Genomic DNA, 19190 nt, shown 5'->3' with positions numbered 1-19190 from the left:
CGTTCTAGACCATCAGGCTTAATTGCTGGATTCCTATCATGCCGGTAGCGTGACAGGGCTGGTCATTAGGCCCCACCCCTTGTGCCCGGCCTGGCCGGCGGCTGCGCTGAACCATCAGTGCGACGTTGGTTTCTCTGTCGCAACTTCAAGCGCGTTGATCGCGTCGTAGACGGCTTGGCGCTTAGGTTCGATCGGCTCGTCGGGGTGGAAGTTCAAAAGCTCCAATGTGGTAAAAGCAATCGTCACCGCTGCAATCAGGTCGCGCGGATGAGTAAGATCGGCAGCCACCCGCCCTGCCAGTCTGCCGATTTGCGAATTCATGAATTGATTTCTACCGTCTTCGGCCTCGGTGAGAGCGCGAAGCATTGCTAATGCCGTTGGGCGGTCAGCCAATTGTGTTGCTGGGTCCAACAGTAATTGGAGATTGGCGTCGATCGGACGTTTTTCGGCAGGCCACCCTGCACAACAAGCGTCGAGGGCAGCCCGTGACGCTTCCATCCAGGCTGTCGCCGCTTGATCCTCTTCCTCTGTGGGCAGGCTCTCGTCAGTGTCATCGCCGCCTTCAATGGCAAACATGCCATCGGCAGCCTCGAGAGCTGAAATGCCAGCGCGGTCCAATACCGCCTCGGCCGCAGCGATGCCGTGCGCAATTTCCTCGGGCGAAGCGCCCGGAACTGACAGAACAAGGTCCATGTCATCCTCCTGTGGTTTTCCTGCCAACGGTGAACAAAATGAGAACGCGAGAGTCAAGAGGCGCTTGACTTGAGAGGAATATGTTCCTTATTCCTGAATGATCGTTGCAGGAAAAGGGCCATGGGAAAGCGCCAAAATGCGCCGGCCGGCGAAGCTATGCCTGAATTGGAGATGCTGGCACAACAGGCGATCGCTGCGGCCAGCGGCGACGTCATGGTCGCCTTGCTGAACGTCCTTGCCCGGAATGCCCATCTCGAGCGCGAACTGGCTTTCTCGCGCGCTGCCGTTTCGAGCGGGTTTTCTCGTGGCTGGCATAAGGGACGACTCTAATGGCAGAGACGGCCGAAGATAACTTCCGGATCGAAGTGTGGGATCGAGAGGAGAAGACGCATCTCGAAACCATATGCCGATCCCCCGACGCGATGGTCAGTCAGGCGGCTTGGCAGGCGGCCATTCGGCGCCGGCCGGGCATGCTGCTGATCCACTACAACAGTCGCCACATCATGGAAAAAATCATCACGCCGGGGGAGGTCAGAATACCGCCGCAGACGATTGTCGAGGGGAGCGTTCACGCTGGCCTGGACGTGTCGTTAGGCGATTTGCGCGAGTGGCATAAGCTCCGCGCTTGGTGCAAAAATTGCTCGCACCACGCAGAGGTGAAGCCCGCGGCTCTCATTAGGAGGCACGGCAAGGACGCCCTGTTCGGTTCCGTCGAGCGGTCGTTGCTGTGCACGAGTTGCGACAGAGGCGGGCCAGTTAGGCTGGAAATTCATAAGCTTCCACGAAACTGAAAGGAGCCCCGACTTGAGTCGCTTGACGGAACATTAGCCGCACCTGACGGTTGCTGCCGAAGATGCCGGGCATACGTCTTCGCTACTCAACTGGGCTCTCGACGAGCGCGACCATCGGACCCTGGCGAGCCGCTGTCCTCTTTCGGCCTTGCATACGCATGATCGGTCGTTCAAGCCCGTAATATGTCAGCGTTGCGAAGCAAACAGACAAGATCACAACGGTCAATATGATGGTTGGAGTGGTGACCCAAGCCGGGAAATCTACCATGGCCTTATGAAGGGGCATGCCCACACTCACCACGACCGCTGGATGAATTAGGTAGATGCCGTAGCTGATCTTTCCAAGGAACACAGTCGCTCGATTAACCAAGGCAGGGAGCCCGTAAAGGGCGAACGATAAAACCAGCGGCAGAAGCCCCAGACCAATTAGGTGCGCCGAGGCCTTCCAACCCATTATTTCGACGAGCAGAAGACCCGAGTACCAGAATGCAGCCAGCAGCATTGGTGTGGCAAGAAGGCCAATCAGCGCGATTGTCACCCGACTTCTCAAACTAAACGACCGGCACCGCCCGTAGACAAAAAACAGAACAATGCCCGCGACGAAAAATGGCAGTTGGGCCAAAGCCGAAAACCAGGCGTAGCTATTAGCGAGCGGAGTGAAAACGATCCCGGCATTGACAGCGACTAGTATGCTGGTGAGGAACCCGAGCAGGGCAGAACGAATATCCCGAAGAAAATACAACAAGAATGGGAAAAGCGCGTAAAAAATCATCTCAACGCCGAGTGACCACCCGGCAGCGACCAAGCTCCCGTTCTTCTCCGGAACGAGGTTGAATAGAAACAGCGCGTTCAACTTGACGTCGTCATAAGCCGGGATCTGCCAGCTTCCCCACAGCCAGGAATAAATCGCGACCCATACCGCGATCATCAGATAGAACAGTGGCGCGATTCTAAGGTAGCGGCGGAGGAAGAATGACGGCAGTTCGGCAGAGGACGCCAGTTTTCCATGATACCCAGCGCAGAGAGAAAAAGCGCTAATAGCGAAGAACAGCGACACCGCGACATACAGAAATCTGAAACTTGGGACTATTTCGGCGGGGATCGTTAATTCACGAAGCATTACTGTATGATAGACGGCAATACTCAGCGCGGCCATGCCCCGCAAGGCGTCCAGACCGCTTAGTCTCTCGCGCATTTCCATTTTGCTTCGCCCCCGTCCCGACCTGTGTAAACCGGAGCGTTGGAGAAAGTCTAGCTGCCAACGCGATAAGTGAACTCCAAATCGATGCGGCCAGTGTTGGTGAAATGAGTGTCATTCATCGCAGCCGATCCGGTGGCGCTTCCGGTATAAAGCTGGAAGGTCGTAGCCGTCGCGTCCACTTCGCCATGGATGCCGTCAATCAATGATGCCATCCCACTCGCGAAAGAGAGCGATAAGCCGCCGAGGGCGCCAGTGGAGGCGAAGGGCAGGCCAGTAATTTTGGCCGCGCCTGTCGAGGTTCCTTTGGCTGATAGGGTGATCCTGATCGATCCGCGAACAATGCGGCCGACGCGCTGCCAGAAACCAGATTGAAAGCTAAAGGTCATACCCACGGCGGCCCCGCCGAATGTCAGGCCCGGCGTGAAAGTGTTCTCCTCATACCAGTCCAGAATCGTCCGATCAGAATTGTCGTAGTTCCCAATCTGTAAAGGCGGGCATCGCGTTTTGGACTTGTCCGTTACCAGTGTTGCGGCGCTGCTTTGGGTCGTTCCAAGAAACTCGTACCACAGTTCGGCGCCAGTGCTGGAAGGGTACGACGCATTAGTCAGCGTCGCCCCCTTCAGAATCGTCGGTTCGTAATCGACTGCCGAAATGACCATTTTGTTCTGACGGCTGGTCGGGCCGTCGTAGTAGATGACCGAATTCGCGCCTCCGCACGCGACTTCGAACGTATTGCCTTGGACCTGCATGCCAGTGGCCATAGCACCGTCAAGATATAGGCTGATGCCGGTGTTCGTCCCTGCCCCTTTGGTGATCTTAAGTGCCTTCCAAATGCTGCTATCCATTGAGGACAAGTAGACGCCGTTGCCGGAGCCAGAGTAGCCGTACTGAACCGCGATGCTCTCGAAATAGGACTGCGTAATGCCGCCTTCGGTGCCGTTGCTGGCATTGTAAATGCCGTTGGCGTTACCGTTGCAGAAGACGTTGAGATTTCGGAATGAACACCCCCGAATCGTGTTGTTGACGAACGGTGATCCCTGAGTGGTGGCATTGGCTCCGAGTTCCAATGCGAAACCGCCATTTGGGTACGCGATTTTCAAGTTCTCGAATATCGCATTGGTGGCCGCCTTGATGCGTAAGACGCGTGTGGCCAAATTCGCGCCATATATCTGCAGGTTGCGGATCCCACCGCCGGTCGTGTCCGTGAAGGTCGGCGCGTTCGTGGCACCAAACTCAATTACCGTGCCGCCACCACCCATCCACTGAATGCCGGCGCCGGCGCCAATGACCGGCGCGGAACCGAAATAATCGTGGCCCTGCTGCTCGAATCCGGCAAGCATCTGGTTGTTGTTCAGAATGATGGTGGATGCGGTGCCGTAAATCAGTCCGGGTCTGAGCAGAATCAGACCGCCTTGCCCGACTTCGGTAATCGCTGCGGCAATCGCAGTAGCGTTGTTGACGTATGTACCGCCTACCACGACGCCAGCGCCGCCCCACTCTTCCAGAAACGGCAAGTCCTTCAGCCGCTCGGACAGCAGAATAGACGGCATGCCGACACCGGAACGCACGGTTCGGATTTTGCTCGCCAAGACTGCATCGGCAGGTGTCGCCGGTACCGCGACCTTGATGTCAGTCACCGACCCGTTGGCGATGATTCCGGTTGCGCCTGTCGCGCCGGTGACGCCCGTCGGTCCTGAGGCTCCGACAGGGCCGGTTGCGCCGGTGGCTCCGGCGCCAGTCGGCCCTGTTGGCCCCGTGGTACCGGTCAAACCCGCTGACCCCGTCGGACCGGTTGCGCCGCTCGGTCCCGTTGGGCCGGTGGCTCCCACAGGTCCCACGGCACCGCTAGGCCCCGTTGGACCGATCGGTCCGGTTGCACCGGTGGATCCTGCGCCGGCCGGTCCGGTCGGCCCCGTGGGGCCGGTCGCGCCTTCGCCGGTGATCAGCGCCCGCGTGGCCGGAGACAACGCGTCAGGCGTGACAATCTGATTGTTCAGTTTGCCGTCAGCGCGCCGGATCTGGCCCAGCGCGTCGATCGTGTCGTCGGCCGCTCGGACTAACTCAGCCAGGTCGTTGTCGAGCTGCGCGCCGTCCGGAAAGGAGTACAGGTAGCTGAAATCGATGATGGGCTTTTCGGGAGAGGCCATTTTGCATCACTCGCAACGCGGCTACCCGATCGATGCCATCCTCTTCGGGATGACAAATTCTCAACTGTTATGAGAACGATTTGGAAGCTGGTTGAAGTCGACCCTGGTTGACCAAGGCGGGTGATGCGATTGCCCGAGATTCGCGGTTGTTCCGGCTCAATAACTATATCGGATTTCGAGCCGAAACACTAGAGTAGCAGTTTCGGTCCTCCAACCTATGTACGGCGCGGGTTAAGGGACCAGAATTGAGCACGGCTGGGCCGCCCTGAGACAAATGGGCCTTTGCGGAGGCGAGGATTCGGAGCCATAGTTGCTGCTTTGTGTTTTGTAGGAGATAAACGCCGCTAGGGGAAATTGGTGGCGGGTGTGGTTCTTCAATGAACAAAGGTCATAAGGGTGCCGTCTTTGCGACCGGGTTGATCATTGGTGTTGCCATTTCGATAATTTTTCTAGTTTGGGCCTTCCCTGGGTTTCGTAATCCAACCTATCAACAGGAACGATACTACAACGCCCACAACGACCAAAACGGGGAGTACAATCCAGTCATTAGGCCCAGCTTCTGGGAAACCTACACTACGCCTACGGATACGTATGCACAGTGGATCATGGCTGCTCTTTCTGTCGTCGCCACAGGTGTAAGCGCTTGGGCCGTCTGGTTGGTTCGCGACACCCTCAAACTGAACCAGAATGCCGTAGATGTGGCTGTCAAGGCGATGGGCGTTCAAGAGCGTACATTTGAAATTGAATTCAGACCAATCCTTGTGCCTGATTGGGTCACGATCGAACCTTTCGGAATAGGGCACAAACTCGGTCAATTCACTGATCTTGCTCGCATGAAATGGGTAAACATAGGTAAAACTCCCGCCAAGATGATATCGACGGCGGTCTATGTTTCGCACAAAGGTACGAATCTCGTTTCCGAGGCCGGCGAAGTAGATATGATCATCTCTACCGACCCAATTAAGACCGTCAACAATTTTGATCGATTGATTCTTGCCGGAGAAAACATCACTTCTCCGGCGGCAATGATCAGCATGAGCGATCCCGCACTCGATATCAAAAGGGTCAACAAATTTTCTTGGCGCTCCAACAGTGTAGTTGTTGTCGCGGTGGCCAAATACACCTTTGCCTTTGAGGGCCACCAAGGCGAGTTTTTGGTTAGGAGCGGGGCTACATTCAATCTCAGGCTGGATGGGGATGGCAATTTTGTTGACTACAACGTTCTCACCATAAGCCCAGCTCTGCTGCTGAAGTAGACCAAGCGAACCGACGACAATTGCTAGAACCACAGCGATCGGCAACATAGGCGTCTTCAATGCGCGCCGGGAGAACAAAGCATGGAAATAGCTCTGGCAGTTATTGGCATTCTGATTTGCATCGGCCTCGCGAACATCGTGTTCTCGATGTTTGGGGACGCGCGGGAGGATGCTCGGAGCCGCCGACGTCTGAAGCGTATTGAACAACGCAAGGCGCAACATCAGCGTGCGCCTCGCGGATCCTGAAGCGTCTGGCCGCTTTCGAAGAGTGTGCGCAGTCCGGCTTCGGGATAGCTGACGGTCGGCCGCCGATCGCGGGCTGCGCGCGTGCGCTGGACCGCCTCCGGCCCTGTCAGGATATCGCCCAAATGCGCCAGGTTGCCTCGCAACTGCGCCCGCTTAGCCGCATCGCCGGCTTGCGTCAGGAAGCTGGCGCCGAGCGACTTGGTGAGGTCGATGACCGTACCTATGGGCGACCTCGCGCCTAGATCACCGTGTATCAACTGATTGGCGGCTGTGCTGCTGCCGGGAGCATCGCGCCGCATCGTCGCCTGCAGCACGTCGAGCAATTCAGGCATGGCGGCGCCAGCTTGCCCACCGGGCAGATTGCGCAGCACCGCGTCCAGCACCGCCTGGCGCTGGTCGTTGCCGGCCACGCTGCGATGGAACTTGGCGCCGGCCGATTCTCGACTGCCGCCCTGAGTCTCCGTTTGTGCCGTTGAATACCGATCGGCCAAGTTCTGGCGAACGAGTGCGGTCGTCGTTTCGGGATCTTGCCGCACAAGGCGCTGAACGGCGTTTGCGGCTTCAGGCGCCGAGCCAGAGAGTGGGTTCTGTGGCAACAGCGCGTTGCCGGCGGCGGCGGTGTCCTTGGCGTCCGCCAGGCGCCCAACCGGGCCTTGCACAAGCGGGTTCAATTCGATGCGTCGCAGCCGTTCCTGCTCAGCAAGCGCTTGCGCGTACTCGGGCGACTGCTGCGTGGCGACGTTGCGAGCATCGGCGGCGCCGGCACGCTGGCGACCGGCGAGTTCCGGACCGTAAAGCGGGTTGGCCGAATTCGACAGCGCTTCGCCGCGGGCAGCCATGTCTTTGGTCACCGCGTCGACAACAGCAATCGAATTGTTCGGCATGCCCGCGTAATCGGGCGCCAACTCGGCATTCCCACGCAGCCGCTCGAGCGCCGCAGCGAATCGCGGGTCAGCTTCGATCGGTGCGAAATCGGCGTGGGGGATAAGCTGCTGTACTGCGGCCTGGTAGAGCGGCCGCGTCTGCGCGTTGATACCTTGTCGGGTCTGATCGACCACTGCGCCAGCAGCCTCCGCAGCACGCGGCCCAAGAATAGACGGCTGGGGATGCTGCGGTGCGATCAGGTCCAACACACCGCCCACGGCGTTGTCGACCTGGGCGGGCCGGGCTGCAAAGAATGGCGCCGTGATATTTCCGCCGGTCGTGGACCCTTCGACGACACGCAGAATGTCGCGCAACTTGCTGGCGCCGCCGCGCGCCTGGGCCAAAGATTCCGGGCTCGATAGATCGATTCCGAGACTGTTGTCTTGAAGCCGCCGAGCCGCCTGCCACTCAGCTTTCGTGGTGCCTTCCGTGGCCCGGCGGATGACTGCTTCCGGCGCGTTGTGCGCCCGACCGGCGGCGGCGCCTACGTTGCCGAACAGCGCGCCGAGAAACCGCATCATCCCTTCGTACTCAGTGCCTTCCGAGGCTTGGCCTGCGACTTCCGACACGACAGCCGGCATGACGACGTTGCCAAGGGCTTCTTCCAGATAGCGGCCGGCTTTGCCCGCGGCCCCAGGCGCGGCGCGTACGGCTCGGCCAGGGATACCGCCAGGCGCTGCAAATTCAGCGATCGTTCCCGCGAACTTTCCCGCCCTTGTCTGCGGCTTGTGCAGCTTGTCGTTCATGTAGTCGCGGACCTTGTCCTGCGAATCATAGAATGGCTTGGTGATCGCCGACGGCTCGCGGATCGCTTTGCGCTGTTCATCGGTCAGCGGTGTCATGCCGAGATAGGCGCCGAGATCAGCACCCTTTTCCCCAACATAGCCAAGCCCACCTTCGGTCATGCGGGCGAGCGTCACCGGCGACATGATTGTTTCGATCAGGCCACGCGGCAGACCGGAAGCCGCAGACTCGGCGACATCGAGGCCGGTCGAGATCGGCTGTTCGGCGGGGCCGCCGAACTTGTCCCGCATTGCCTTTGCCATCACGTCGTCAGACGTTCCGGCAGGAAACTGCACGATCGAGCCATCGGGGGCTTTGACCTGGACGGGAGCATCGAACTTGTCAAAGACGTTGCTGGCGGGAGCCGCACCGGTGCCGTATTTGGTCCACGGTCCCGGTTTGTCGACTGGCACGCCCGGGAATCGCGGGGCCGGTCGATCGGTCTCGCCAACGACTTTGACGCCGTTCGGGATCATCGGCGCGGGTGGGGGCGCCGCAGTCGACAACGATTTGGCGATCTCATCGACCGTCGCATTCTGTTGTTCGGGAGACATCGACAGGAAACTACCGTCAACCTCTATTCGACGGCCGTTGATCTCTAGGATCGTCGGCTGCTGCGGCGCGGTCTTACCGGTCGGAGCCACATTCGATACATCAGGGAAATCCGACCACTTGTCAGGCTGCGAAGTGGCTGGCGCGTCCGGAAACGCAGCCCATGGATCTTTGCTCCCATGCGACTGCATTGTAGGCACCGTCGCTGGTGCATCGAACTGATCGGAAACGTTAGCCGGCGGCACTACTCGGAAGCCCGGTGGGATCGCATCGGCGTATTTCGTCCAAGGTCCGGAAGCGGGGAGGCGATTTTGTTTCGCGTCGGCTGGCATGGGGGGCGCTCCAAGCTTCAAGAACCGCAGCGCCGTTCAGGCGCGAAAGAGAGGTTCGTTGAGAGGGACCGACTGTTCAGTCGGCGATGGAGCGGCAGCCCGAGTTCCGCAGTTTTTCCGGCAATGCGATTGTATCAAAAACTCGATCGAAATGCCAGCGACTATGTGGCGGGTTGGGGTGTCCAAAAGTTCCACGGCGGCGCAAATTCCTAGAGACGTCCGCCGAGGTTTCCGCCGCGCACGTTTGACTATACCGGGGGGTCGCCCCGGCCCCGGCCGTGGTGCTGCCGGGGTGGCGGTCGATCGTTGCCGGCGGTCGCCGGCGCGGCACGAACGGCCACCGCCCCTGCCTGAACGGCGCGCCCGCGGCGACCTTGCGCACCCACCCTGGCGTTTTGTCGATCGTCCTTTGAGGCAGGCGGAGGCGCGACCACAGTGTTACTTACACAGTTAGCAGGCGAACGTTTTCAGGCGCTTAGCCATGGCGCTTGGTAGCGCCTTGTAAGCAACTGGCCAAAATCGCCCGAAAACAGCCTTCCAGACGCGAAAAAGGGGCGCGCTGGCGCCCCTTCGTCTTCTACGGCTTTGATGGTCAGCCGGCCTTTCTCGAGCGTCTTCTTTCACCAAGCAGCTCTTTCGCGCGAGCCTTGATCGCCGGCTGCACGCCATACCTGGCGTGATTCTCGACCGCCTGCGTAAGCGCTTCGACATTGGCGCCCCCGGACCTGATCGCCTTGCGGAGTTCTGAACTGGCGATCCAGAATGCCGTTACCTCGAGGGACCTAAATTCCTTTGTCATGTGCTGTCCTTCTGCCAGGTTTCAACTGGCGTCTGCGTCCGGGGGTGAAACGACCGACAGCTCGGCCTTCACGCACCTTTGGGCTCGCGCCTTGGACATGCGCGCGTGACCCCCGGACTATGACTATCTTTGGAGATAGCTGTAAAGCGGTGTTTCAAACCGTCACCATGCATAGCGCTTTGACGAATAATGTCAACAGTGATGGTGTTATTATTTCAGTCAAGAAAGTCAAACGTCATTTTGTACTTTAACTATATCGTTTAACGCCTATTGCAGAGGCTCGTCTTATTGTGGCACTCGGCCCGCCGTTGTGAAACGGAGACCCCAAATGAACGCCCCTTTGAAGAAATTCACCTGTGCAGACGCATGGGCGATCTACACGGCCAGGCATACCGCTGTTTACACCGCTCACCCTGAAACCCAGGATTACAACTGGAAAAATCTCGGCCAGAAATTCGGCAACGTCCCAGTGGGTAAGGTCGACCAAAATCTGGTCGACGAATATGTGGCGGCGCGTACCTGTGGCGCGATCGGCAAACCGTCGACCGCCGCAACTATGCGCCGCGAACTCGCGCTTTTGCTTGCCGCTATTCGATTTTGCGCTAACCGGAAACGGAGGCTGATCCCGCCTGAAGATGTGCCCGCCTTCGATTTGCCCCCGGCGAGCATGCCGCGCGAACGATGGTTGAGAGATTACGAGCTGAAGGCGTTCTTCGCCACTGCGGCCAAGCACCGGACCCGGTCTAGCCAGTTTGGCGATACGCCCCGCCTAAGTCGCGTCGAAAGGTTCGCGTATATCGCGCTGGAATCCGGCGCCAGGAAGCAAGCAATTTTGGATCTGAGTTGGGATCGCGTCGATTTCAAAATCGGGGTCATCTATTTCGACGTGCCTGGGCGACGCAGGACGAAGAAGCGGCGCGCAGCGGTGCCGATATCATCGCTGCTAAGGCGTGTGCTGCTCAGGGCGTTCCGAGAGCGGATTAGCAACCTTGTTCTCGACAACGGGGGCGGCGTTTGGGCGCCGATCCAGCACATCGCGATGAAAGCAGGCTTGTTCATCGGGACCCCGGTAGCGGTGCCTGCTGGTACCAAGCCGCCAGCGACCGGGATTGGACCGCACACCTTCCGCCACACATGCGCAACGAACATGGTGCGAAATGGCGTGAGCCTTTGGAAAGTGGCCAAGATCCTGGGAAACTCGGTTCTGATGATTGAACGAGTCTACGGGCATCATACCGCAGCCGACCTGCTCGACGCCGTCGAGAAGATTTCGACCGAGTGGCGACCAACGGGCGACGATAGCGATTTGGACATCTAGCGGGTTAATCGAAAACGCCGTCGGCATCCTCTCCAGATCGCCGACCTGCGAGATCCTGACGAAGTGCAGTCAGCGCTTCGTCCAATTCCTCAGGCGACATTTCAGCCGGCGACTTATCGGCTCGAGCGACGTCCTTGCTGCTTGTCGAGATCATGCCGGCGGCACGCAGCAACGACGTCCCAGCGGTCGAGCGAGCCGGAGCCGGGGCCTTCGGATCGCCCGCGACCGCGATCAAAGAATCGACCGCGACTTCGATGCCGACCGTTTTCAGCTTGTGACTGACCCGCGCGAAGGCTGCGCGTTCCTCATCTTTCATGCTCATCCGAAGACCCCCTTGTTTGATTCCAACTCGAACAACTCGGCTTTCAACTCGTCGATCAGATTCTGCAATTCTTGCGCTTCCGGCGTCGGAGCCGGCGGCGGATCGGCCGACAACAGCAACCGAGATTCGCGGGCTTGTCGCCGAAACTCCCGTTGACGTTCGCGCTCGGCCGCGCTGCCAGGCTTGTGGTCCCGTTGCCACTGCTCGTGCGTGGCACGCTCTTCCGGAGACATGCGCGCCACCCGCTTGTCGCGCTTCTTAGCTGCGCGTTGCAGATCGTTGAGCTTGCGGTTGAGCTTCGTGTTGGCGCCGGGTGCGTCCCGATGCGGCCAAAGCGGCCGATGCCAGTTGTCGCCCTTTGGCGTTTTGCCGCCGTGCTTGTGGCAGCGCCCGTTGGCCATGGCCAAGTTTTGACAAGGCGCATAGTCGCTTTTGCGCGCGGCCCCGCACTTCGGCTGTAGATGGCGTGTGCGGTTCCACTTGATGATGGCGGCGCGACCGACGGCAATCTGCGCTGCGCTGCCGCGCCACCCACCGGGCCGCTTGTTGCTGCCGGCGCCTCTCACGGCCGTCCCCCGAATAGGCGTTCGTGAGGTATCCAACTAACCCGGCCGTCTACGTTGGGGGTCGGGCTTGTCGGTCCGACAGCCCCTACGTAGTAGCGACAAGACCGACAAGCCGACAAGCATTGAAAACATTGGGTTTTTTTCGAGCTTGTCGCTTGTTTCCGACCGACAAGCCGACAAGCTCGAGCGACATACACGGCAAGCCACTGATATCGTGAGGGTTTTTGCTTGTCGCCGACAAGCTCACCGACAAGCCCGTCAAGCATTTTCGCTCCCCACTACCGGCAAGCTGATTTCCCGTCTTAAGAACCATGGCGCCGTCTTATGTCCGGCCTTTTTGAAAGCGCGTATCCAGACAATTTGTCCTCCGCGCTCGATCGACTTGCCGGCACCGTGCAGAGATTCCGAGACGAGGCCTGTGACCGCGGGGCGATGTTTTGCGGTCGTTAGGCCATCTTTGCGAAGTTTTTCCGCGACGGTTTCGATGATGCCGGGGAGTTCGCATTCGTCGAATTCGCCCATGATCGCGTCGACGACGCGGGCGATCTCGCGGGCCTTCTCTTCGTCAACCTCGCGCGCCGACGAAACCTCCATTCGGCTTTTGACGTCGACCAGTTCGAGCACAGGCGCAAAGTCCCCTTCGGCTTTCAGACGTTCTGCCGGATCCTCATCGAAAAGAGCGCTGGCTACGCCACGCGGGAGCCCGCTGCCGTTGTTCACCGGCACGGCGATGCGCTGCATGACGATCGGGGTTGTCGGCTTCTTGCTGTGGCTAACCTTGGCATAGTCGAGCCGCAGCATATGGTCGGCCGCAGAGACACCCCAATCCTTCTCGTCGTCGGTCCCGGTGACGTTGCAGAGCGTGAACGCGCTGCGAACCTTGCCCACGGTCGCGAACGCGCCGCGGCCGGCGCCCATGTCGCCGCGCTGGTCTCGGCTGCCCTTCGACGTGTGGTGGATGATCTCGATCGCTACCCGGTTGCGGGCGGCGATGTTCGCGATCTCCTGCAGGAGGGCGTTCATATCGTCGTTGCTGTTCTCGACGCCGCCAGCCATCAGGCTGATTTGCGGATCCAGGATGACCAGCACCGGCTGATATTCCCTGATCCGGCTTTCCAACAGCTTGGCGCCGTCGGCGCGCACCAGCGGCTTCCGCGTGTCCGGCCGGTGCATAATCGTCAGCGTTTCGTCATCGACGCCAGACCACAGGATGATTGCGTGCTTCATGTCCGCGGGCTCGAGCCGAAGATATTGCTGGTAGGCGGAAAGCCGCCGCTGCATTTCGTCGAGCTTGTCCTCGGCATTGTAGATGATGACCGACCCGGTGCGGTGAAGCTCTTCAAAACCGTGCCCGTTGGCACCGCGCAGCAACTCGCGCCGGCCGGTGGCGATGATCAGTGCGTCGCGGATCGCGAACGTCGATTTGCTGATGCCAGGTTCACCCACGCATTGTGTGACATCGCCAATCGGCAAGCGCGGCTCGATCAGCATTTCGCGAACGGGTAGCGACTTCGGATTGATGAGGCCCGTGACGACCTGGAGGCCGGTCGACCCCACCGGCTCGTGATACTTCGCGGCGATGTCTTCCAGCAGCTTGTAATCGGCGCCGCCGTGCGCCTGGCTGGCGATGTGGGGATATGAACCGTCGGTGTAGATGATCGCTTTGTTTCGTCCGCCGCCATACTCCGGCTCGATCGGGTCCGCGCATGTCTTGCGATGAAACGCCGCCTTGTCGGCCAGGATCTCGTCGACCGTCACCCAGCGGCCATCGTCGAGCCGAATTTCGAATCCGCCTTTCAGTTCTGATCGTTCAACAGCCGCGGCGACGATGTCTTCAGCATGGGCGTGGCTCCGCCCCTTCGCGGTATGCTTCGCGATCTCGGTCTGTCGATACGCGGCAGAGACCGCGGCAGCCCGGTCGGCGCATGAAAGCTTGATAGCTTCGATGCGCTCCGCCAGTTGCGACTGCTCGAGGTCCGACAAAGGCGGGAGCTGCCGCGTATCGCAGAAGCCGCCGTCGGGATTGATGACCCGCGGATCCCGCGCGCCTGGCGAGTAGGCCAGCCGGCTGTCATCGAGAATGGCGTCGGCTTCGTACCACAGCCGTTCCGGGCCTTTGGTTGCGATCTTGTCGATGAGCGTTCGCACGGACACTGCACCGCTCTTAGTGATGAACGGGAAGCCGTACCCTGCCAAAATCAGCCGGTCGAACAAACGATCGGCAAATGCTGCAATGTCGGAACCGTCCAAGACGAACACATAGCGGTGCTGCCCCGAATTGGCGCCGGTCGATTGGCCGCCAGCCTTGTTGCGAACACCGGTGGAGGACGACGGCCGGAGCACCATGCAGACATCAGCGAAAGCGGGAAACACGCTGGCAAGCGCGCCGGTGATTTCATCTGGCGTATCGCGCACGCGCTGTATGATGTCCTCCGGCCAGTCCTTCACATCAAAATCGAGCCCGAGCACTGACGTGGTTGCCTGGTGCGCAAAGAACGCCTTGCCGCGGCTGATCGCATTGGGAACCTCGGGGAGCATTGCTTCCGTGACGACGATCGTTGATTCCTTGCCATCAGGCGGCGGGACCAAGACCAGCGCTTCGGTCGACTTCAGCGAGGCTAGGACCGTCGAAAAGGACGCGGCGATCTCCGGCGCAGTGCCGGCCAGAGAAACGCGCCGGACCATGCCGGTTGCCATCCCAGGGCTACGGGAACTGATCGGCTTGCCAGCGGCGTCGATACTAAATGACTTCGTGAGGGCGCCCGCGCTTTCCATCACGGAGAAGGACAGTTCGCGCTGCAGGCGCGGCGCCGCAGCGTCGGGAAATAGCTCAACAACCTTGGCAGGACGGATCTTCAAGATCGCTTCCGCGATGCCAGATGATTGGACAGCCGGGGGCTTTTCTTGTATAGACACAGCGCGACTTCTTTCTGGCCGGTGCGCGTTGACAGACGCGGCCGGCCTTTCCATTTCAATTCCTTTGTCGCTTGGTCGTCTTGGTAGCGTCAGCCTGCCGGCGAGGCGCGGAGTTGAGAACGGCTTAAGAACGGAGCGGCTCGATCGGGCGGGATATATTCCTCCCTCATCCCGATACGCACAGCTTCTCGGCGCGAGCGCGGGTCGCGCGATAGAGCGGCAATCTTGCCGATCATTTTCCGCGCGTTCGGATCGATGTTGCGCAGCACGCCCATCGCAATCTTCGTGTTGGCAACGGTCGGCTCTCGGTGCTCTGGTGGAAGCCAAACCTGGCACTGGAACCCGAACTTTTCCCGGCCGCTCGCCCCGAACACGGGCAGCGTCTCGATCACGAAAATTGAATAGCCGGGGTCGTACACTTCGCCGGGCACCATCTCATCGATGGTCATTGGCCTGAGCTGCGCGATCACAGGCGCGCTCATGCGGAACGCAGCCTTCACGGCCCGGCGGCGTTCCGCTCGGGATACTGGCGCGGCTGCCAACTAAGCCACGCAGCGTTCGAGGAAGGCATCGGCGTCGACCCTGCGCACGAGCGTTCGCCCGCCGACTTTGGCAGGCTTCAACTGGCCCTCGCGGAAAAGCTTGTAAACCGTCGATCGGCAGATGCGCAGATAGTCGGCGGTCTCATCGATCGTCAGAGCCGCGGACGTGACGCCGAGGCCTGTCTTTGAATTTCTTCCGTTCGGCAAGATTGCCTCCTGTGCAATTGGCATCCATTAAACATACACACAAGAATAAATCGATGCAATACAAAGCATCCCGAGTTACTTACGGAGATTTGCAAGACATTCTGTCCATTCAATGGACATCTTGTCCAATCTGCCAAATATGTATGCCGTTTAATTTCGACATACATTTTGGCACAAGGGTTTGATAATACTCGCATCCACGCGCGTGCGCGGCTGGAGACCGCATAAGGCTTCGGATTGCGCTGCAAGCGGGGTGGCTGGATTTCCTGAATCGCTCTCGATCACGGAAACGTGAACGGCCGCACAGGCGGCCGAAGATCAACGATTTCAGCAACGAAACCCCGGGGCTTCTTCTAAGTGCTTGATTTCGTTGGTACGCCCAAGGGGAATCGAACCCCTGTTCCCGCCGTGAGAGGGCGGTGTCCTGACCGCTAGACGATGGGCGCGTTCAAGAACCGGCGATATAGGCTGAGCGCTGGGAAAAAGCAACTGGGGTTAGGCCGCTTTCCCCGGTCGAGGAAAAGCCGGCCGTCAGCCTATCGTTTCGGTTCGATCAGATCCCAGAGATTGCCATGCAGATCGGCGAAAACCGCCACCGTGCTGTAGGGCTCGAAGCGCGGTGCTTCGCGGAATTCGACGCCCTTCTCCAGCATCGCCGCGTGGTCGCGGGCAAAGTCGTCGGTTTCCAGGAACAGGAAGACACGCCCGCCGGTCTGATTGCCGATACTTTTGCTTTGTGCCTCGTCGGAAGCCTCGGCCAGCAGCAGCCTGGCGCCCTGCCCGTTGGCCGGCGCCACTGTGACCCAGCGCTTGCCGCCGCCGAGATCGACATTTTCGACGAGCAGGAAACCCAGCCTCTCGACATACCAGGCAATCGCCTCGTCATAATTGGCGACGACCAGGGCGACCGTGGCGACGCGACGATGTTCGGCGAACCCGCTCATCCCCGAGGCTTCATTGGCCTGCTGCCGTTCATCGTTGCGGCTCGGTCACTTGTTGCGGATCGCAAAGCGGCCGATGAGGCGTCGCTCAGTGATGTCGTAGACGAAGATCGTCCGGCTGCCGTCGGCAAGCTCGGCGTCGATCGAGACACGGTTGCCGGACAGCGACTGGCTGACCACCTTGGCCCCGACCGGCAGCACGATGTCGCCGCTGACCGGTTCGCCGGCGGGTGTCTGGATATCCCCGGCCAGCGGCGGGTTCGCCGGCGGTGCATTGCGCGCTTTGTAGACAAGGGCGCCGATCACCACCATAAGGGCGAGGAACAGCAGGCCGAGATTGATCCCGACGAAGCGGACAAGTTTCCTGCGCACCTTTTCGACCTCGGGGTCGAGCGGCTTATCCTGGTCTTCTTCGGCGATCGGGCTGGCCATGGCAAACAGTTCCGGAACGGTTTTTCAATGAGCGCTCATAACGAAGAGGCCCCTGAATTGATAGAGGCGGTACCGACCGTGCTGGTGGCGGATGCGGACGCGGCCGGTCAGCGCCTCGACCAGTGGCTGGCGGCAAGGCTTGGTCCGGACATGTCACGCAGCCGCGTGCAGATGTTGATCAGGCATGGCGCGGTCTCGGTCGACGGCAAGCTGATCGATGAGACCAAGCGCAAGATGGCGCCGGGCGAAAGCGTGTCGGTTACCATGCCGGAGCCGGAGCCGGCGGAGCCGCAGGGCGAGAACATCGCACTCGATGTGCTTTATGAGGACGACGAGCTGATTGTCATCAACAAGCCGGCCGGGCTTGTCGTGCACCCCGGAGCGGGCAACTGGACCGGTACGCTGGTCAACGCGCTGATCCATCATTGCGGCGACAGCCTTTCCGGAATTGGCGGCGTGCGGCGGCCAGGCATCGTCCACCGCCTCGACAAGGAGACCAGCGGCGTCATGGTGGTCGCCAAGACTGACCGCGCCCACAAGTCACTCTCCGAGGCTTTCGCCGATCACGGCCTCACCGGCGATCTCGAACGTGCCTATCTGGCGCTGGTCTGGGGCATACCGCAGAGGCCGACCGGAAGGGTCGACGCGCCTCTCGGCCGCGCCGCCGACCGCGTGCGCCGTGCCGTGGTGCCGGAAGGACGCGACGACGCCCGCCATGCGGTCACCCACTTTGCCGTGCAGGAGCGCTTCGGCGAGGGCCAACAGGAGTTCGCCACCGCCAGCATGGTCGAATGCCGGCTGGAGACCGGCCGCACCCACCAGATCCGTGTCCACATGGCGCATATCGGTCATCCGGTGATCGGCGACCCCGATTATGGCCAGGCCTTCCGCACCAAGGCCAACCGGCTGCCGGAACCGCTGAAAAGCCAGGTCAAGGCATTTCCCCGGCAAGCTTTGCATGCCTGGCTCCTTGCATTTCGCCACCCCACTACCCATTTAACGATGAGGTTCGAGGCGCCGTTACCGAGGGACATGGAGGAACTCGTCGGCGGCTTCCGCAAACTCTGAACCCGTCACCGACAAGCCGTCAAAAAACCTGACTGACATTGTTCACTTCACCGTGACACACTGTTTCGTGTTGAACAAATGCCTGTCTTTTCTGGTTTTGTTCCTGTATAAGATCCGATGTCGCGGGCGAGCCTTTTGGTGCTCGCGTCACATGCCCGCCGCGTTTCGGGGGCATCACTCCAATAGAGAGGGGGCGCTATCATGGCCCAGTCACTACCCAGTATCGTTTCCGGCGAAGGCGGCCTCAGCCGCTACCTGGAAGAAATCCGCCGCTTTCCCATGCTGCAGCCGCAGGAAGAGTACATGCTCGCCAAGCGTTATGCCGAGCATGAAGACACCTCCGCTGCGCACAAGCTCGTCACCAGCCACCTCAGGCTCGTCGCCAAGATCGCCATGGGCTATCGCGGCTATGGCCTGCCGATCGGCGAAGTGATCTCGGAAGGCAATGTCGGCCTGATGCAGGCCGTCAAGAAATTCGAACCCGAGCGCGGCTTCCGCCTCGCGACCTATGCCATGTGGTGGATCAAGGCCTCGATCCAGGAGTACATCCTGCGCTCGTGGAGCCTGGTCAAGATGGGCACGACCGCCAACCAGAAGCGCCTGTTCTTCAACCTGCGCAAGGTGAAGGGCAAGATCCAGGCGCTCGACGACGGCGACTTGAAGCCCGACCAGATCGCCGAGATCGCCACCAGGCTGAACGTTTCCGAAGCCGAAGTGGTGTCGATGAACCGCCGCCTGTCGGGCGATGCCTCGCTCAATGCCCCGATCCGGGCGAGCGAAGGGGAGTCCGGCGAGTGGCAGGACTGGCTGGTCGACGACCACGAAAGCCAGGAAGAGATGCTGATCGAGCAGGATGAGCTGGAAAACCGGCGCGGCATGCTGTCGGGCGCTCTTGCCGTGCTCAACGAGCGCGAGCGGCGCATCTTCGAGGCCCGTCGCCTCGCCGAGGAGCCGCTGACGCTGGAAGAGCTTTCGTCCGAATTCGACATCAGCCGCGAGCGCGTGCGCCAGATCGAGGTGCGCGCCTTCGAGAAGGTACAGGATGCGGTCAAGGCCGCCGCCAAGCGCCAGACCCAGGCGCTGCGCACCATTGAGGCGCAGCCCGCAGCTTAAAGCCGGCTAAAGGCCACAAGATCTAAAGGCGGCGCCAGGAA

General features: G+C 60.2%; 18 protein-coding genes and 1 tRNA gene. 6 read left to right on the top strand and 13 right to left on the bottom strand.

Features of this window, described 5'->3' with window-relative positions:
• Positions 1-114: 114 nt before the first annotated feature.
• Positions 115-693: a hypothetical protein gene (locus P3C39_RS22680; protein WP_275954337.1), complete on the bottom strand. Its 579-nt coding sequence runs from the start codon at positions 691-693 to the stop codon at positions 115-117.
• 120 nt (positions 694-813) lie between these two features.
• Here P3C39_RS22680 and P3C39_RS22675 point away from each other — a divergent pair, with 120 nt between their 5' ends.
• Both P3C39_RS22675 and P3C39_RS22670 read left to right on the top strand, forming a co-directional pair.
• The gene (locus P3C39_RS22675) at positions 814-1023 is read left to right on the top strand and encodes a hypothetical protein (protein WP_275954338.1); all 210 of its coding nucleotides are present in this window, start codon (positions 814-816) and stop codon (positions 1021-1023) included.
• Positions 1023-1484, top strand: coding sequence for a hypothetical protein (locus P3C39_RS22670; protein WP_275954339.1), 462 nt, complete (start codon positions 1023-1025; stop codon positions 1482-1484). Before P3C39_RS22675 ends, P3C39_RS22670 begins: the two co-directional genes overlap by 1 nt.
• Positions 1485-1566: 82 nt before the next feature.
• Here P3C39_RS22670 and P3C39_RS22665 read toward each other — a convergent pair whose 3' ends face one another.
• Together P3C39_RS22665 and P3C39_RS22660 are read right to left on the bottom strand one after the other, a co-directional pair.
• A complete protein-coding gene (locus tag P3C39_RS22665) occupies positions 1567-2685 on the bottom strand; it encodes an acyltransferase (RefSeq protein WP_275954340.1) in 1119 nt (372 codons plus the stop codon).
• A gap of 50 nt (positions 2686-2735) precedes the next feature.
• Positions 2736-4832 carry a hypothetical protein gene (locus tag P3C39_RS22660; protein WP_275954341.1) on the bottom strand — a complete coding sequence of 699 codons (2097 nt, stop codon included), beginning with the start codon at positions 4830-4832 and terminating at the stop codon, positions 2736-2738.
• Positions 4833-5209: 377 nt separating this feature from the next.
• Here P3C39_RS22660 and P3C39_RS22655 point away from each other — a divergent pair, with 377 nt between their 5' ends.
• Positions 5210-6088 (top strand): hypothetical protein, encoded by an 879-nt coding sequence (locus P3C39_RS22655; RefSeq protein ID WP_275954342.1) that lies wholly within the window; start codon positions 5210-5212, stop codon positions 6086-6088.
• A 221-nt stretch (positions 6089-6309) separates the two neighbouring features.
• On the opposite strand, the gene P3C39_RS22650 is transcribed toward P3C39_RS22655, so the two are convergent.
• Both P3C39_RS22650 and P3C39_RS22645 read right to left on the bottom strand, forming a co-directional pair.
• Positions 6310-8454, bottom strand: coding sequence for a hypothetical protein (locus P3C39_RS22650; protein ID WP_275954343.1), 2145 nt, complete (start codon positions 8452-8454; stop codon positions 6310-6312).
• A gap of 1063 nt (positions 8455-9517) precedes the next feature.
• Positions 9518-9724 (bottom strand): hypothetical protein, encoded by a 207-nt coding sequence (locus P3C39_RS22645; RefSeq protein ID WP_275954344.1) that lies wholly within the window; start codon positions 9722-9724, stop codon positions 9518-9520.
• A 328-nt stretch (positions 9725-10052) separates the two neighbouring features.
• Between P3C39_RS22645 and P3C39_RS22640 the strand changes: the two genes are divergently transcribed.
• On the top strand, positions 10053-11042 hold the full coding sequence (locus tag P3C39_RS22640) for a tyrosine-type recombinase/integrase (RefSeq protein WP_275954345.1): 990 nt from the start codon (positions 10053-10055) through the stop codon (positions 11040-11042).
• Between the two features lie 4 nt (positions 11043-11046).
• Here the strand turns inward: P3C39_RS22640 and P3C39_RS22635 are convergent, their stop codons facing one another.
• The 8 genes from P3C39_RS22635 to P3C39_RS22600 all read right to left on the bottom strand — a co-directional run bounded on the left by P3C39_RS22635 (position 11047) and on the right by P3C39_RS22600 (position 16968).
• Positions 11047-11364 (bottom strand): hypothetical protein, encoded by a 318-nt coding sequence (locus P3C39_RS22635; protein WP_275954346.1) that lies wholly within the window; start codon positions 11362-11364, stop codon positions 11047-11049.
• Positions 11361-11930, bottom strand: a complete 570-nt coding sequence (locus P3C39_RS22630) for a hypothetical protein (protein ID WP_275954347.1) — start codon at positions 11928-11930, stop codon at positions 11361-11363. The genes P3C39_RS22635 and P3C39_RS22630 overlap by 4 nt, the downstream gene beginning before the upstream one ends.
• 258 nt (positions 11931-12188) lie before the next feature.
• Entirely contained in the window at positions 12189-14789 is a 2601-nt protein-coding gene (locus P3C39_RS22625; RefSeq protein WP_275954348.1) for an AAA family ATPase, read from the bottom strand.
• 146 nt (positions 14790-14935) lie between these two features.
• On the bottom strand, positions 14936-15328 hold the full coding sequence (locus P3C39_RS22620; protein ID WP_275954349.1) for a hypothetical protein: 393 nt from the start codon (positions 15326-15328) through the stop codon (positions 14936-14938).
• Positions 15329-15388: 60 nt separating this feature from the next.
• Positions 15389-15595 carry a helix-turn-helix domain-containing protein gene (locus P3C39_RS22615; RefSeq protein ID WP_245483246.1) on the bottom strand — a complete coding sequence of 69 codons (207 nt, stop codon included), beginning with the start codon at positions 15593-15595 and terminating at the stop codon, positions 15389-15391.
• A gap of 371 nt (positions 15596-15966) precedes the next feature.
• A tRNA-Glu gene (locus P3C39_RS22610) sits at positions 15967-16041 on the bottom strand.
• A gap of 90 nt (positions 16042-16131) precedes the next feature.
• A complete protein-coding gene (locus tag P3C39_RS22605; protein WP_275954350.1) occupies positions 16132-16539 on the bottom strand; it encodes a VOC family protein in 408 nt (135 codons plus the stop codon).
• A gap of 45 nt (positions 16540-16584) precedes the next feature.
• Positions 16585-16968, bottom strand: a complete 384-nt coding sequence (locus tag P3C39_RS22600) for a fimbrial protein (RefSeq protein WP_013529257.1) — start codon at positions 16966-16968, stop codon at positions 16585-16587.
• Between the two features lie 27 nt (positions 16969-16995).
• On the opposite strand from P3C39_RS22600, the gene P3C39_RS22595 reads away from it, so the two are divergent.
• Positions 16996-18036, top strand: a complete 1041-nt coding sequence (locus P3C39_RS22595; protein WP_275954351.1) for an RluA family pseudouridine synthase — start codon at positions 16996-16998, stop codon at positions 18034-18036.
• Positions 18037-18237: 201 nt separating this feature from the next.
• Positions 18238-19149: an RNA polymerase sigma factor RpoH gene (gene rpoH / locus P3C39_RS22590; protein WP_013529255.1), complete on the top strand. Its 912-nt coding sequence runs from the start codon at positions 18238-18240 to the stop codon at positions 19147-19149.
• The last annotated feature ends 41 nt before the right edge of the window (positions 19150-19190 follow it).

Source organism: Mesorhizobium sp. XAP4, from assembly GCF_029269325.1.
Lineage (GTDB): Bacteria > Pseudomonadota > Alphaproteobacteria > Rhizobiales > Rhizobiaceae > Mesorhizobium > Mesorhizobium ciceri.
This window is presented reverse-complemented; position numbering and strand designations above follow the sequence as displayed.

What these genes read in the sequence shown, in the direction of transcription:
- P3C39_RS22680 (WP_275954337.1), bottom strand. Translation starts at nt 693, where the DNA reads ATGGACCTTGTTCTGTCAGTTCCGGGCGCTTCGCCCGAGGAAATTGCG.
- P3C39_RS22675 (WP_275954338.1), top strand. Translation starts at nt 814, where the DNA reads ATGGGAAAGCGCCAAAATGCGCCGGCCGGCGAAGCTATGCCTGAATTG.
- P3C39_RS22670 (WP_275954339.1), top strand. Translation starts at nt 1,023, where the DNA reads ATGGCAGAGACGGCCGAAGATAACTTCCGGATCGAAGTGTGGGATCGA.
- P3C39_RS22665 (WP_275954340.1), bottom strand. Translation starts at nt 2,685, where the DNA reads ATGGAAATGCGCGAGAGACTAAGCGGTCTGGACGCCTTGCGGGGCATG.
- P3C39_RS22660 (WP_275954341.1), bottom strand. Translation starts at nt 4,832, where the DNA reads ATGGCCTCTCCCGAAAAGCCCATCATCGATTTCAGCTACCTGTACTCC.
- P3C39_RS22655 (WP_275954342.1), top strand. Translation starts at nt 5,210, where the DNA reads ATGAACAAAGGTCATAAGGGTGCCGTCTTTGCGACCGGGTTGATCATT.
- P3C39_RS22645 (WP_275954344.1), bottom strand. Translation starts at nt 9,724, where the DNA reads ATGACAAAGGAATTTAGGTCCCTCGAGGTAACGGCATTCTGGATCGCC.
- P3C39_RS22640 (WP_275954345.1), top strand. Translation starts at nt 10,053, where the DNA reads ATGAACGCCCCTTTGAAGAAATTCACCTGTGCAGACGCATGGGCGATC.
- P3C39_RS22635 (WP_275954346.1), bottom strand. Translation starts at nt 11,364, where the DNA reads ATGAGCATGAAAGATGAGGAACGCGCAGCCTTCGCGCGGGTCAGTCAC.
- P3C39_RS22620 (WP_275954349.1), bottom strand. Translation starts at nt 15,328, where the DNA reads ATGAGCGCGCCTGTGATCGCGCAGCTCAGGCCAATGACCATCGATGAG.
- P3C39_RS22605 (WP_275954350.1), bottom strand. Translation starts at nt 16,539, where the DNA reads ATGAGCGGGTTCGCCGAACATCGTCGCGTCGCCACGGTCGCCCTGGTC.
- P3C39_RS22600 (WP_013529257.1), bottom strand. Translation starts at nt 16,968, where the DNA reads ATGGCCAGCCCGATCGCCGAAGAAGACCAGGATAAGCCGCTCGACCCC.
- P3C39_RS22595 (WP_275954351.1), top strand. Translation starts at nt 16,996, where the DNA reads ATGAGCGCTCATAACGAAGAGGCCCCTGAATTGATAGAGGCGGTACCG.
- rpoH (WP_013529255.1), top strand. Translation starts at nt 18,238, where the DNA reads ATGGCCCAGTCACTACCCAGTATCGTTTCCGGCGAAGGCGGCCTCAGC.